The 13,306-nt window shown below is 66.1% G+C and carries 13 protein-coding genes; 5 read left to right on the top strand and 8 right to left on the bottom strand.

All coding sequences use genetic code 11. The features are described from left to right. Window positions 1–54: 54 nt before the first annotated feature. Window positions 55–381, top strand: a complete 327-nt coding sequence (locus tag NUW51_RS06880; protein ID WP_265564024.1) for a DOPA 4,5-dioxygenase family protein — start codon at window positions 55–57, stop codon at window positions 379–381. A gap of 28 nt (window positions 382–409) precedes the next feature. Beyond that, the gene (locus NUW51_RS06875; RefSeq protein ID WP_265564023.1) at window positions 410–1,225 is read left to right on the top strand and encodes a YihY/virulence factor BrkB family protein; all 816 of its coding nucleotides are present in this window, start codon (window positions 410–412) and stop codon (window positions 1,223–1,225) included. Between the two features lie 55 nt (window positions 1,226–1,280). Here NUW51_RS06875 and NUW51_RS06870 read toward each other — a convergent pair whose 3' ends face one another. The 5 genes from NUW51_RS06870 to NUW51_RS06850 all read right to left on the bottom strand — a co-directional run bounded on the left by NUW51_RS06870 (window position 1,281) and on the right by NUW51_RS06850 (window position 6,255). After that, the gene (locus NUW51_RS06870) at window positions 1,281–1,814 is read right to left on the bottom strand and encodes a L,D-transpeptidase family protein (RefSeq protein WP_265564021.1); all 534 of its coding nucleotides are present in this window, start codon (window positions 1,812–1,814) and stop codon (window positions 1,281–1,283) included. A 92-nt stretch (window positions 1,815–1,906) separates the two neighbouring features. After that, window positions 1,907–3,127 carry a GGDEF domain-containing protein gene (locus NUW51_RS06865; protein ID WP_265564019.1) on the bottom strand — a complete coding sequence of 407 codons (1,221 nt, stop codon included), beginning with the start codon at window positions 3,125–3,127 and terminating at the stop codon, window positions 1,907–1,909. 96 nt (window positions 3,128–3,223) lie between these two features. After that, window positions 3,224–4,945, bottom strand: a complete 1,722-nt coding sequence (locus NUW51_RS06860) for a flotillin family protein (protein ID WP_407696327.1) — start codon at window positions 4,943–4,945, stop codon at window positions 3,224–3,226. A 12-nt stretch (window positions 4,946–4,957) separates the two neighbouring features. Then, window positions 4,958–5,587, bottom strand: a complete 630-nt coding sequence (locus NUW51_RS06855) for an OB-fold-containig protein (RefSeq protein WP_265564017.1) — start codon at window positions 5,585–5,587, stop codon at window positions 4,958–4,960. Between the two features lie 149 nt (window positions 5,588–5,736). Further along, window positions 5,737–6,255 (bottom strand): fasciclin domain-containing protein, encoded by a 519-nt coding sequence (locus NUW51_RS06850; RefSeq protein ID WP_265564015.1) that lies wholly within the window; start codon window positions 6,253–6,255, stop codon window positions 5,737–5,739. Window positions 6,256–6,457: 202 nt separating this feature from the next. Here NUW51_RS06850 and NUW51_RS06845 point away from each other — a divergent pair, with 202 nt between their 5' ends. Continuing rightward, window positions 6,458–6,928, top strand: coding sequence for a DM13 domain-containing protein (locus NUW51_RS06845; protein WP_265564013.1), 471 nt, complete (start codon window positions 6,458–6,460; stop codon window positions 6,926–6,928). 95 nt (window positions 6,929–7,023) lie between these two features. Here NUW51_RS06845 and rplL read toward each other — a convergent pair whose 3' ends face one another. Further along, entirely contained in the window at window positions 7,024–7,398 is a 375-nt protein-coding gene (gene rplL / locus NUW51_RS06840; RefSeq protein ID WP_245110718.1) for a 50S ribosomal protein L7/L12, read from the bottom strand. Window positions 7,399–7,471: 73 nt separating this feature from the next. Continuing rightward, window positions 7,472–7,978, bottom strand: coding sequence for a 50S ribosomal protein L10 (gene rplJ, locus NUW51_RS06835; RefSeq protein ID WP_245110715.1), 507 nt, complete (start codon window positions 7,976–7,978; stop codon window positions 7,472–7,474). A gap of 314 nt (window positions 7,979–8,292) precedes the next feature. Here rplJ and NUW51_RS06830 point away from each other — a divergent pair, with 314 nt between their 5' ends. Next, entirely contained in the window at window positions 8,293–8,556 is a 264-nt protein-coding gene (locus NUW51_RS06830; protein ID WP_265564010.1) for a DksA/TraR family C4-type zinc finger protein, read from the top strand. A gap of 11 nt (window positions 8,557–8,567) precedes the next feature. On the opposite strand, the gene NUW51_RS06825 is transcribed toward NUW51_RS06830, so the two are convergent. Then, window positions 8,568–10,223, bottom strand: a complete 1,656-nt coding sequence (locus NUW51_RS06825; RefSeq protein WP_265564008.1) for an FAD-dependent oxidoreductase — start codon at window positions 10,221–10,223, stop codon at window positions 8,568–8,570. Window positions 10,224–10,421: 198 nt separating this feature from the next. Here NUW51_RS06825 and NUW51_RS06820 point away from each other — a divergent pair, with 198 nt between their 5' ends. After that, complete coding sequence (locus tag NUW51_RS06820; protein ID WP_265564006.1) at window positions 10,422–13,229, top strand: M16 family metallopeptidase; 2,808 nt, start codon at window positions 10,422–10,424, stop codon at window positions 13,227–13,229. Window positions 13,230–13,306 lie beyond the last annotated feature (77 nt).

Below are 13,306 nucleotides of genomic sequence, written 5' to 3'. Positions count from 1 at the left end.
GCAGCCTCGGCTGGTCGATCCGACATGCCACGAAATGCTTATCGGGAGGTGAAAATGACGATCCGGGACTTCCATGTCCATCTCTATTTCGATGCCGAGGAGGTGGACCGCGCCCGCGCGTTGGCGCAGGCGCTGGCGGCCCGCTTCGACCTGCCCGTCGGTCATTTCCACACGCGCCCCGTCGGTCCCCACCCACGCGGCTCGGTCCAGTTGACCGTGCCGACACCGTGCTTCGGCGAGGTCGCCAGCTGGCTCGGCGTCAACCGCGCCGGGCTTACCGTCTTCGCCCATGCCTCGACCGGCAATGATCTCGCCGATCACCGCGACCATGTCATCTGGTTCGGGCCGAGCGAAAAGCTCGATCTCACCCTGTTCGGATAGGAGCGGCCCCTCGCGCGTTGGCGCTGGCATGCAGTTGATCGAACATCTGAAAGCCGCCTGGACGCGCGGGGCAGGGGACAATCTCGGCCTCATCGCCGCGGGCGTCGCTTTCTACGCCTTCCTCGCGCTCGTGCCCACCATCGCCGCGCTGGTGCTCGCTTATGGCCTGTTCGCCGACCCGTCCGACGCCGTCGCCCATGCCGCGCGCCTCACCGCGCTGCTCCCGCCCAGCGCGGCGGGAATCGTCGATGACCAGATGATGGAGGTCGCATCGGGCGACAGTGGCAAGACCGCGCTCGGCCTCGCCATCGCGCTCGCCACCGCGCTTTATGGCGCGAGCAAGGGCGGCAAGGCGTTGCTCGTCGCTCTCAACATCATCGAACGGGTGGAGGAAAGCCGCGGCCTCGTGCGCCAGACGCTGACCGCGCTCGCCATTACCGCCATGGGCGTGCTCGCCGCATTGGGCGCGCTCGCGGCCATCTCCGCGTTGGGCTTTGCCGAGGCCATGGTGCCGGGCCTTCCTGCCTTCGCCTATACGATCCTTCGCATGGGGCTGTGGTTGCTTCTCGGGCTCGGCGCGACCGTCAGCCTCGCCGCTCTCTATGCCCGCGCCCCCAATCATCCCATGCCGCCGATCCGCGGCACCTTTCCCGGCGCGGTGCTCGCCACCATCCTGCTCCTCGTCGCCACCTTGGGCTTTGCCGTCTATGTCGCCCAATTCGGCAATTACAACGCGACCTATGGCGCGCTGGGCGCGGTCGTCGTGCTCCAGATGTGGCTCTACATTTCGGCCTATGCCGTCCTGCTCGGCGCCGAATTCCATTCGGTCCGGCGCGGCCTATGAAAAAACCCGGCGGCGCCTTGGCACCACCGGGTTCTCTCGCTTGCGGGTCGCTTCCTCAGGCGACGATGTGCACCATCGTCTTGCCATCGGTCTTGTCGAACAGCGCCTGCGCAAATTCATAGGGCAGGCGCACGCAGCCATGGCTCGCGGGCTCGGGCTTCACCGCCCCGGCATGGAGCGCGATGCCGTCCCACGTCAGCCGCTGCATGAAAGGCATGGGCGCATCGTCATAAAGGTTCGAATAATGCTCCTCGCGCTTTTGCAAGATCTCGAAGCTGCCGGTCGGGGTCTCGTGTCCGCGCTTGCCGGTCGACACGGTCGACACGCCGACGAGGCGATGACCGTCATAAACGAACGCCATCTGCTCGGACAGGTCGACCACGATGGTGGCGGCATCGGCCACATCGGCCCCGTCGAACCAACGATAATCGCCAGCCGCCAAGTCGGTCGTGCCGGCGGCATGATAGAGGTCGGCCAGCGCCTCTTCGCTCGCCATCGCGGCGGCATTGGCGGATCCCGCGACGGCGGGCTGGGGAGCGGCAAGGGCAAGCGCGGCGGCCGCGCTGGCAAGATACGCCAAGGACTTCATTTCAAACACCTTCTCGTCAATTCGCATTTGCCGAACCAATCGAGGAAGAGATATGAAGTTCCTTTAATTTCGGACCCGTTACGGTAGGCCGTTCAGCCGCCCGCGGGACGCGCCTTGGGCGCTTCATAGGGAAGATCGGGCACGCCGGCATCGCGCACCATCACCCGATTGCGCCCGCCTTCCTTGGCGTCGTACAGCGCCTCGTCGGCGCGGCGCAGCACCCGGTCGACCGCTTCGCCCGCCGCCCAGCGCGTCACCCCGATCGAGGCCGAGATGGTGCCGTCATAGCCCGCCGGCGCGGGGATCACCCGCGTGCTCGCGCCCAGCGAAATGCCGATGTCCTTGACCGCACTGTCGCGCACTCCCTCGACCAGCAACGCGAATTCCTCGCCGCCGATGCGCGCGGCAAAGGCCTCGCCGGGCAGCGCATGGATGAGCGAGCCGAGCAGATGCCCCATCGCGCGCAACACTTCATCGCCGCCGCCATGGCCTGCCGCATCGTTGATCCGCTTGAAATGGTCGAGGTCGATGAGCAGCAGGCTCCAGCGCTGCTCCCCGCCGCTCGCCGCGATGGCCTGCGTGCGGGCCTCGAAATGGCGCCGGTTGGGCAACCCCGTCAACACGTCGTGCAAGGCGAGGTGATCCTTCTCGGCCACCGTGGCGCGCAGCTCCTCGTTGAGGTCGGACAGCTTGTTGGCGAGGATCTGGTTCTCGATCGCCACCTTGGCGGTGTCGCGCGATTCGCGCCCCATGCCGACCCCGAGGCTCAACGCCGCCGCGCCCAGCCCGACGGTGGCAATGGCGGGCACGATGCCATGCACGGGGGCGAGCAGCGCGAGCCACGCGAACAACGGTCCGGCAAAGCCCAGCGCATAGCTCCACATCACCCGCGGCACCGGGCTCGCCACCGCGATGATCAGGCACACGCCGGTCAGCACGACCGCGAGGATCAGCGTCGCGCCCAGCGTCTCGAACGCCGACAGCGGCAGGCAGAACAACAATCCGCCCCACGTCACCCCGGCGAAACCCATGCCCCAGGCGAAGCGGTCGACCGCCGGGGTGATCGGCCGATCATGATCGAAGGCATCGCGGATGCGGTTGGTGTTGAGCGCGGTGACGGACACCGCGAACATGCGAAACAGGATGCCGATCGACAGCAACTCGCCATAGGGCGCCAGCAGCGCCGCGATGATCAGGATGCCGATGCCGATGATATTGGCGATGATCGAATGGCGCGCGCGTTGGATCAGCGCACGAATGAGCTCGCGTTCGATCTCGCTGTCATAGCGACCGGTCGGTGAATCGGCGTTCATCGCGCCACGGTAACCGAGAGTGTTTGACGGAAGATGAAGAAGGGGCGGCGCCCGTCGCCGGACACCGCCCCTTTTCATCCCGCAAGGTCAAGCCGCTTATTCGGCCGGCTTGGCCTCGGGCGGTTCGTCGCCATCTTCATTGGCGGCAGGCTGCTTGTCCTGCGCCGCTTCCTCGACGATCCCGACAAGGCTGGGCGGTGCCATGCCGCCGAGCGAGCTGCCCTCGAGGCCGAGCTCCTTCATCAGCCCGTCGATCATCGGCGCCTGCGCGCGATAGGCCAGCGCGGCGGCGACCGCGTCCTGCGCCAGCCCGCCCGAGCCGCCGCCGGCCACTGCCGGCGCATTCGCCGCGCTCGCGCCGCCATGGCCCGTCAGCCCGTCGACCTTGACGATCTTGATCGAATCGATCGCTTCCATCGGCTTGGCGCTCTCGCGGATGACCTGCGGCAGCACCTCGAGGAGCGCCATCTTCATCTTCAGCCCGATCTGCTCGTTCGACAGGATGTTGGCGGCCTCGTTGATCGCCTGCTGGCCCGCCGCTTCCACTTCGAAGCGGATCCGCGCGGCCTCGGCGCGCAGCTTCTCGGCCTCGGCCTCGCCCTCGGCCTCGCGGCGCACCGCCTCGGCGCGATTGACCGCCGCATCCTTCTCGGCCTCGGCATCGACCTTGATGCGGATGGCATCGCGCTCGGCCTGCTTGGCCGCCTCGATCAGCTCGATGCGCTTGTCGCGCTCGGCGATCTCGGTCTCGCGGCTGGTCATGACGCGTTCTTCCGCCTCGACCGCCTTGGCGCGCGCCTCGTCGGCCTCGGCCTTGGCCTGGCTTTCCTCGCGGCTCTTGTTCTGGATCGCGATCTGCTGCTCCTGCCGGGCGATCTCGATCGCGCGCTGCTGGTCGATCTCGGCCTCGCGCACCGCGCGGTCGGCCTCGATCTGCTGGCTGTCGACCAGCTTCTTCGCCTCGATCCGTGCGGCCTGCGCTTCCTGTTCGCGCTTGGCCTGTTCGCGCGCGATCTCCGAGCTCTGCTCGGCGCGGCGCACCTCGACCTCGCGCTGCTGCTCGAGCTGCGCGAATTCGTTGTCGCGGCTGATCTGATAGCTCGTCTTGTCCGCCTCGAGGTTCTTCGTCTCCATCTGGACACGCGTGTCCTGCTCGATGTCGTTGCGGATCTTCTTGCGCGCCTCGATCTGCTCGGTGAGCTTGGTCAGGCCTTCCGCGTCGAAGGCGTTATTGGCGTTGAAATGCTCGATGCTCGTCTGGTCGAGCCCGGTCAGCGAGACCGATTCCAGTTCGAGCCCGTTCATCGCCAGGTCCGAACTCGACACCTGCTGCACCTTCTGCACGAAGTCGGCGCGCTGCTCGTGCAGCTGGTTCATGCTCATCCCCGCCGCGACCGAGCGCAGCGCGTCGACGAACTTGCCCTCGACGAGGTCCTTCAGCAATTCGGGCTGCATGGTGCGCTGGCCCAGCGTCTGCGCCGCCATCGCGATCGAGCCCGCATCGGGCCGCACGCGAACATAGAATTCCGCCTTCACGTCGATCCGCAAGCGGTCGAGCGTGATCAGCGCATCGGCATTCTTGCGCTCGACCGCGAGGCGCACCGTGTTCATGTTGACGGGCATCGTCTCGTGCAGCACCGGCAGCACCATCGCGCCGCCGTTCATCACGACCTTTTCCCCGCCGAACCCGGTGCGCACGAAGGCGACTTCCTTGGTCGCGCGCAGGTAGAGCTTGGCGATCATCCATCCGAAGATGAAGAGGAGGAGGAGGCCTCCGCCGCCCCACACGACGGGCAGGATCACTTCGTTGCTAAGCATAACTATTCCCCTTTAAGCGTCGGCGACCGGCCCGAGCCGGCGGTCAGCCTCGGTGATGGCAAAGAAGGTGTCGCCCTCGCGGCGGACGAGCAGCAGCGCGTCGCCAGCGTGGATGGCGGCCCCATCTTCATGCGGTTCGACCATGACGTGGTGCGTCTGGCCGTGAAAGTCGGTGATGCGGGCCCGGGCGGGATTGCCGCGGCTTGCCGTTCCGATGTCGAGTTCGCCTCTCTTGCCCACCAGTTGGGCACGGGCGATGGCGGTGGTTTCGTCCCTCGGCAGGATGCGCGCGAACGCGCCGCTCAGGCGTCCGGTGAGGGGCAGGGCGATCGTCAGGCTCGCCGCTACCGCCAGCAACGGCGATAGCATGAAACCGGCCATTTCGTCCAATATGAGTTGCAGGCTGAAACCGATGCCCGAGAAGAGGAACAGCAGGAGCGCCAGCCACATCAGGAGCGGCAATTTGCCCAGCCCCAGGAAGGCCAGCAGCCCCGCAATGGCACCGCCCGACGCCTCGGCTTCGACGTCCACCTCGGCATCCGCATCGCCCATGAGCTCGCCGATCCCGACGACCTGCATCAGGGCGATGAGAAAAAGCGCGGCAAAACTCGCCGCGAATGGAAAAAGCGAACCCCCGAACATGGCTCCAGATTAGCGCCAAGTGGTTGCGGTTCAATAAAAACCGGACGCGCGCCCAGCGATTTTCCGAGCATCGTGTCCCGCACCGTAGGGGCGGCAAAAAAAAGGGCGTCCGTCGCCGGACGCCCCAGGCAGGGGAAAGGGTTGGCTATTCAGTCGGCGATCGGGTCGAGCACGCCGTCGATGGCATGGATGACGCCGTTCGAGCTGTTCACATCGGTGATCACCAGCCCATGCTCGACGCCATCCTGGTCGGTCAGGATCACCGCGCCATTGGCGAGGCGGATGTTTATCGTGTTGCCCTGCAGCGTCTCGAGATCGATCCCGCCCGGGCTGCGCTTGGCCGCGGCGATCACCTTGCCCGAGGGGTAGCGCCCGGCCACCACATGATAGGCCAGCACGGTCGCGACCTGATCGTCCACCTCGCCATTGCCGAGCGCCTCGGCAAAGGCGTCGTCGGTCGGCGCGAAGACGGTGAAGGGGCCGTTCGACTGGAGGAGGTCGACGAGATTGTTCTCGCTGACCAGCTGGACCAGCGTTTCGAAACTGCCGGCAGCGATGGCGGCGTCGACGATATCGGGGCGATTGTCGATGCCATTGGCATCCTGCGCGAGCGATGGTCCGGCAAGCCCGATGGCGGCGATGGCGGTGAGGACAAGGCGTTGCTTCATGGCGGGTTATTCCTCTTTGCCCCCACCCGGAAGATCGACAGGCCCCGCAACCTCGGCCGCATAGTTAACAAAAAGGGGGGGGCGGCGGAAAGCGGACCTAGGTCGGTATGGCCGAATGTCGGGGCGCCGCGGGGTGGGGACTGTAACCTTCCTGGCCTTCGGGCCGAACCGGCCCTCAGAACTCTTTCATGAAAGTCACAGGATGAAACGTCTTCTTCTCCTCGCCCTCACGCATCTCGTCGCGCTCGCAATCGGCTTTGCGGCTGGCGTCTACACGCTTCCCATCATCACTGCCGAGGCCGCCCCCGACAGAGCCCTGCTCGAACGCAAGGCCGCCGCCGCCACCTACTGGGCCACGCTTGTCCGCGACCTTGGGGGCAGCGACCGCTTCCATTGGGGCGAGGGTGAGATCAGCGTGTCGCCGGACGGTATCTCGTTCCAAGGCGAACTCGCGCCCGGGCCCGACTATAAAGTCTATCTCGTCGACGGCTTCGTCGAGGACGAGGCGGCCTTCCTCGCGGTCAAGGACGCAGCGGCGCGGATCGGCGCGGTGAAGAGCTTCGACGGCTTCGCGCTAGACCTGCCCGAAGGCGTCGACATCGAGGATTATGACACCGTCGTGATCTGGTGCGAGCGCTTCGAGGAGTTCATCTCGGCTGGTCGCTATCGCTAGCCGGGGCAGGGCGCTCCTTTGCGGCAACGAAAAAGGGCGGCCCCGAAGGACCGCCCTTTCCCTGTTCCGAAAATCTTCGGAAGATCGCGAAGAGCTTACTTGAGCTCGACGGTGCCGCCAGCGGCTTCGATCTTACCCTTGATTTCTTCGGCTTCCGCCTTCGAAGCACCTTCCTTGAGGGGCTTCGGGGCGCCTTCGACGAGCGCCTTGGCTTCGCCGAGGCCGAGACCGGTGATGGCACGGACTTCCTTGATGACGTTGATCTTCTTGCCACCGTCGCCGGTGAGGATCACGTCGAACTCGTCCTTTTCTTCAGCGGCGGCTTCGCCACCACCAGCGGCCGGGCCAGCAACGGCGACGGCGGCCGAGGCGCTCACGCCCCACTTGTCTTCGAGCATCTTGGCGAGCTCGGCAGCTTCGAGAACGGTCAGTTCCGAAAGCTGGTCAACAATCTTTTCCAGATCAGCCATTATATTCACTCCATTTGAGAGGGCGCTGATATTCCGCCCTGTCGATCTATTGTTTTTGAACCAAACCTAAAAGTTAGGCCGCAGCCTTGGCGCTCAGGACGCGGGCGAGCATGCCGCCCGGTTCCTTGGCGATCCGCGCGATCTTCGTCGCCGGGGCCTGGATAAGGCCGACCAGCGTGCCACGCAGTTCGTCGAGCGAGGGCAGTTCGGCCAGGGCCTTGATGCCGTTCACGTCGAGGACGGTGGTCCCCATCGCCCCGCCGAGGATTTCGAAATCTTCGTTGTCCTTGGCGAAGTTGACCGCGATCTTCGCGGCCGCGACGGGGTCGGACGACGTCGCCAGCGCGGTCGGACCCTGAAGCAAGTCCGAGATCGGCTGGTAGTCGCTGCCCTCGAGCGCGATCTTGGCAAGGCGGTTCTTCGCGACCTTGAACTGGGCACCGGCGTCGCGCATCTGGTTGCGAAGTTCAGTCGACTGCGAGACCGACAACCCGTTGTTCCGAGTCACGACCACCACACCCGTCTCCGCAAAGACGCTCTTCAGCTCGGCAACCAGATCGGCTTTTTGCGAACGATCCATGCCATACTCCCAATCGTTCCGCTTTTCGCACCATTGCCAAAAGCGGTTGCCGCACCGGCCAGGCCGACGCAGCGAAAAGTCCGTTGGGGTTGGGATCGACAGGCGGCACTCAGCAGATGGCTGGTCCGCAAATCTCTCGTCATCCCCGTCTAGGCTGCAAATTAAGACCATGCGGTCAGCAGCTGTCTCGGACAGAGAAAACCGCCCCGAAGGACGGCTTCGAAGGGCTACCTAGCGATTTCACCGTGCCAGTCAAGCGCCGCGGCCGGAAAATAACGCCGCTTCCGTTCGTTAGGGCAGGGTAGGAGACAGTGATGGCAGGCGGATGGACACGCGACGGCGCGGTACAGGATCAGATCGATGACACGGTGAACGATGCCGTCGCGGCCGCCCGCGCGCGCCTCGCGCAGGGCGAAAGCCTCGAGGAGTGCGAGGAATGCGGCGAGCCCATCCCGCCGCGCCGCCGCGAGGCGCTGCCCGGCGTTCGCACCTGTGTCGAGTGCCAGTCGGGCCGCGATGCGCATATCCGCCACACCACCATCAACCGCCGCGGCTCCAAGGACAGCCAACTGCGCTAGGGCAGGGGCCTTCAGTCCTCCATCTCGCCGGGCGCATCCTCGCCCAATTCCTCGCGCCGCGCGGCGACATGGCTCCAGATGGCGCTGACCACCACCGATCCCTCGCCGACCGCGCTGGCGACCCGCTTGATCGAACTCGCGCGCACGTCGCCCACCGCGAAGATGCCCTCGCAGCTGGTCTCGAAGGGCGAGGCCTTGCCCGCCGCCTCGCCGGTTTTCACGAAGCCCTTTTCGTCGAGCTCGACGAGGCCCGACAGCCAGTCGGTGTTGGGCGCGGCGCCGATCATGATGAACAGCCCGCCGCAGGGCTCGCGCAATTCCTCGTCGCCGCAGGCGCGCGTGACCTCCTCGAGCCGCTCCTCGCCGTGCAGCGCGCTGATCTCGCAATCATAATGAATCTCGATCGCCGGGTCGGCCTCGAGCCGGTCGCGCAAATAAGAGGACATGCTGTCCGCCAGGCTGTCGCCGCGCACCACCAGTTTCACGCAAGCCGCATGACGCGACAGGAACATCGCCGCCTGGCCCGCGCTGTTGCCGCCGCCGATGATATAGGCGATCTTGCCCGCGCAGAAGCGGGCCTCCATCTCGGTGGCGGCATAATAGACGCCCGCGCCCTCGAACGTGCGTAAATTCTCCAGCGGCAGGCGGCGATATTGTACGCCGGTCGCGACCAGCACCGCATGGGCGCACACTTCGTCGCCATCATCGTCGAGCCGCGCGCAAAAGCGCCCGTCCTCGGTGCGGCACAGCTCCACCACCCGGCGCGGCATGACGAAGCGCGTGCCGAACTTCATCGCCTGCACCTGCCCGCGATAGACGAGGTCGGCGCCCGAGATGCCGGTCGGAAAGCCCATGTAATTCTCGATCCGGCTCGACGTGCCGGCCTGGCCGCCGATCGCCCGGTCCTCGATGACCAGCGCCTTCAATCCCTCGGCGCCCGCATAGACCGCCGCCGCCACCCCGGCGGGCCCGCCGCCGACAATCAGCAGGTCGACCTCGGCGCGTTCGCACACGTTGAGGTCGAGCCCCAACAAACGCGCCACCGCGCGCGGCGTGGGATCATCGAGGATCATGCCCTCGTTGAAGATCACCGCCGGTTCGTGATCGGCGAGCTGGCACAGCTGGATGCCCTCGCCCTCGGGATTGTCGAGATCGAAGCTCTGGAAGGGGATGCGGTTGCGTGACAGGAACCGCGCCACCTCCTGCACCTTGCTGTCCTGGTCGGCGCCGATCAGCTTGATCGCGCTGCGATGATCCTCGAACTGCTTGCGGCGCCGCGCCGAGAACACGCCGATGACATGATCGGACAGTTCGGGCCGCTTGCTCATCAGGTCGAGCATCGCCTCGCGCGGCGCCTCGAGGGTGCGGGTCGGCTTGGCGGCGCGCATCGGCAGGGTGAAGCTGCCGGCATTGAGAAACGCCAATTCGCCCATGAACTGCGTCGGCCCCAGGCTGCTCTCGAGCATGCGCGCGCCCGAATAGGGATCGACCACCTCGATCTCGCCGGTCAGCACATAGACGAAGCGATCCATCGGGTCGCCCACCTCGGCGACCATCTCGCCTTCTTCATAATCGCGCGTCTCGCCGATGGCGGCGATGGCGTCGACATGCGCGCGCTCCAGCGGCACCCGCTTCATCTCTTCGAGGTCGGCACCGATATTTTCCATTGGCTTCCTGCCGTTTACCTGCTTTTCTCCGACATGGACGAGCGGCCCTCCACCAAGTCGGCAGGAGGCGGCAAGGTTCCTTGCCCGATCTAGGGCGAAGGAATCATGTCGCCTGTCGAAACGGCGATGGCGGCTCGCGGCCACGCCTCTAGCGTGGAGACGAATTCGCAACGATCATTCCATCGGGAGAGTAACATCGTGAAAACCATCCTTCTCGCCGGGGCCGCGCTCGCCGCCGTGGCGCTGCCGCTCGGGTCGCAGGCGCAGGCGCAGGACGCCGCCGCCATCGAAGTGCCCGCCATCGACTATGAAAAGCGCGTGCTCGACAACGGCCTGACCGTCATCGCGCTCCCTGACAATTCGACCCCCAACATCTTCGTGTCCATGTGGTTCGACGTCGGCGCCAAGCACGATCCCGACGGCAAGTCGGGCTTTGCTCACCTGTTCGAACATCTCCTCGGCGACCAAACGGTCAACATGCCGCAGGGCGACACCGCCAAATATGTCTCGCTCGCGGGCGGCTATTACAACGCCTCGACCGGCTTTGACCGCACCAACTATTATGAGGTGCTCCCCGCCAGCGAGCTCGACCGCGCGCTGTGGCTGCAATCCGAGCGCCTCGCCCGCCCGGTGATCAGCGAGGCCGAGTTCGAGCGCCAGCGCGACATCGTGAAGGAAGAGATGCGCATGCGCTATCTCGCCCCGCCTTATGGCCGCGGGCTCCTCGCGCTCATCGACAACATCTTCACCTCCTCGCCGATGCGCCGCCTGCCGATCGGCACGATGGAAGACCTCGACCGCGCCACCTATGCCGACGTGCTCGCCTTCCACGAGGCCTATTATGGTCCCGACACGGCGATGATCATCGTCTCCGGCAATTTCGACACCGATGAGATGTTCCGCCTCGCCGAGAAGCATTTCGCCGACATCGCGCCGCGCGAAAATCAGCTCAGCCTCGACATCCAGCAGCGAGAGACCCCGATCACCGAGCGTCGTCAGATCGTCGTGACCTCGCCCGGCGCCAACCTGCCGCAGGTCGCGCTCGGCTATCAGACCGTCCCCGCCGACCATCCCGACATGGCCGCGCTCCAGGTTATCCAGCAGATCATGTCGGGCGGCGACAATTCGCTATTGAACGAGCGACTGATCCGCTCGGGGCTGGCGAGCAACGGCTATGCCTTCTCCTTCGAGGGCGCCGAACAGAGCGCCTTCATCGTCCAGGCCGACCTCGCCACGGGCACCGAGACCAGCACCGCCTTCGCCGCGATCGACACCGCGCTCGCCCAGCTGCTCTCGGGCCCGGTCGACGCCGCCACGCTTGAGGAAGCGAAGAACGAGATCCTCGCCTCCAACCTGGCGCAGCGCGAGGGCATCGTCGGGCGCGCCAATGCGCTGGGCGAAGCTTATTACACCAACGGATCGGTCGACGAGGCCAATGCCCGCCTCGAAGGCGTGCTCGCGGTGACCGCCGATGACGTGCTGCGCGTCGCGCGCCAGTATCTCGGCACCACCAACCGCGTCGAGATGATCGTGGAAAAGGGTCCCGACGATTGGGAAAGCTGGAAGAACCCCGCGCCCATGCCGACCTTTGCCACCGTGCCCGCCGCGACCCGGCCCGCGCTCGAACTGGCGGCCGAGGCCGACCGGATGGCCATGCCCGCGCAGCTCGACGTGCCTGCCGTGGCCGCGCCCGCGCTCAACACCGTCACGCTCGCCAACGGCATGACCCTCTATCACGCCAAGACGGGTGACGTGCCGCTCGCCAGCATGAGCCTCGTCTTCGCCGGCGGCAACAACACCGACCCGGCCGACAAGATCGGCCGCGCCGACCTTGCCATCGCCGCCATCGAGAAGGGCACCGAGACCCGCAGCGAGGCCGAGATCGCGGCCATGCTCGAACGCCTCGGGGCCAGCCTGTCGGGCAGCGCCTCGTCCGACGGCACCACGCTCGCCGTGCGCGCGCCGGCAGCCAACATCGAGGCGGCGGGCGACATCCTGCGCGACATCCTCGACAATGCCGCTTATCCCGCCGACGTCGTCGCGCGTGAAAAGACCCAGATCGTCGACAATATCCAGCGCCAGCGCGCCTCCGCAGCGGGGCTGGCGGGGATGATGGCCTTCCCGGTGCTGTTCGCCGATGGGCCGCTCGACCTGCCGAGCTGGGGTCCGACCGAAATGATCGAGGGGATGGGCCGCGACGATCTGCTCGCCTTCCACCGCGCCTATCTGCGCCCCTCGCACGCCTCGATCGTAATGACCGGCGGGCTCGACCTCGACGAGGCCACGCGCATCGCCAACAGCCTGTTCGGCGACTGGACCGACGATGGCAGCGTCGCACGCCCGCAAAGCCGCCCCTCGACCCACGAGGCCAAGGGCAAGACCATCGTCGTCGACCTGCCGACCCAGCAGGCCGCCGTCTTCGCGCTCGCGCCTGGCGTGCGCGCCGACGATCCGCGCGTCATCGACATGATCCTCGCCAATGACGCGCTCGGCGGCACGTCTTCCTCGCGTCTGTTCATGGACATTCGCGGGGAAAAGGCGCTCGCCTATGGCGCTTATTCACAGACCGGCTTCACCAGCCAGACGGGCTATACGCTCGCCACGGTGCAGACCGCCAATGCCACCGCCGACGAGGTCGCTGCCGCGCTCATCGCCAACTTCGAGGATATCGCCGATAACGGCATCCCGGCGAGCGAGATCGACGAGCGCCGCGTCGTCCAGACGGGCAGCTTTGCCCGCCGCACCGAGAGCAGCAACGGCTACAGCTCGCTGATCGCCGGCGCGCTGCTCGACGGCATCGACGTCGAACGCGAACTCGACTTCGTCAACCGCATCAACGCGGCCGACGGCACCACGCCGGGGCAGGTCTTCGGAACGGTCGCCAACCCCGATCAGCTCAGCCTGATCATCGTCGGCCAGGCCGACGAGTTCTGGGACGAGGTGAAGGCGCTGCGCCCCGACGCGGTCCGCATGACCGCCGAGGAAGTCGACCTGCTCGACCTCTAGGCAACGCTGCCACCAACGAGAAAGGCCGGGGTTCGCGCCCCGGCTTTTTTCATGTCCAACGCTTGCAAATGAGCGCG

The sequence above is a fragment of the Sphingomicrobium arenosum genome (assembly GCF_026157085.1).
GTDB classification, from domain to species: domain Bacteria; phylum Pseudomonadota; class Alphaproteobacteria; order Sphingomonadales; family Sphingomonadaceae; genus Sphingomicrobium; species Sphingomicrobium arenosum.
The sequence above is the reverse complement of the archived record's forward strand: the minus strand, read 5'-3'. Positions and strand labels throughout refer to the sequence as shown.

Excerpts from the sequence above, each read along its gene's own strand:
- NUW51_RS06825 (WP_265564008.1), bottom strand. The coding sequence starts at position 10,223 with ATGGAAAATATCGGTGCCGACCTCGAAGAGATGAAGCGGGTGCCGCTG.
- NUW51_RS06850 (WP_265564015.1), bottom strand. The coding sequence starts at position 6,255 with ATGAAGCAACGCCTTGTCCTCACCGCCATCGCCGCCATCGGGCTTGCC.
- NUW51_RS06830 (WP_265564010.1), top strand. The coding sequence starts at position 8,293 with ATGGCAGGCGGATGGACACGCGACGGCGCGGTACAGGATCAGATCGAT.
- NUW51_RS06875 (WP_265564023.1), top strand. The coding sequence starts at position 410 with ATGCAGTTGATCGAACATCTGAAAGCCGCCTGGACGCGCGGGGCAGGG.
- NUW51_RS06845 (WP_265564013.1), top strand. The coding sequence starts at position 6,458 with ATGAAACGTCTTCTTCTCCTCGCCCTCACGCATCTCGTCGCGCTCGCA.
- rplL (WP_245110718.1), bottom strand. The coding sequence starts at position 7,398 with ATGGCTGATCTGGAAAAGATTGTTGACCAGCTTTCGGAACTGACCGTT.
- NUW51_RS06865 (WP_265564019.1), bottom strand. The coding sequence starts at position 3,127 with ATGAACGCCGATTCACCGACCGGTCGCTATGACAGCGAGATCGAACGC.
- NUW51_RS06855 (WP_265564017.1), bottom strand. The coding sequence starts at position 5,587 with ATGTTCGGGGGTTCGCTTTTTCCATTCGCGGCGAGTTTTGCCGCGCTT.
- NUW51_RS06880 (WP_265564024.1), top strand. The coding sequence starts at position 55 with ATGACGATCCGGGACTTCCATGTCCATCTCTATTTCGATGCCGAGGAG.
- NUW51_RS06860 (WP_407696327.1), bottom strand. The coding sequence starts at position 4,945 with ATGCTTAGCAACGAAGTGATCCTGCCCGTCGTGTGGGGCGGCGGAGGC.
- rplJ (WP_245110715.1), bottom strand. The coding sequence starts at position 7,978 with ATGGATCGTTCGCAAAAAGCCGATCTGGTTGCCGAGCTGAAGAGCGTC.
- NUW51_RS06870 (WP_265564021.1), bottom strand. The coding sequence starts at position 1,814 with ATGAAGTCCTTGGCGTATCTTGCCAGCGCGGCCGCCGCGCTTGCCCTT.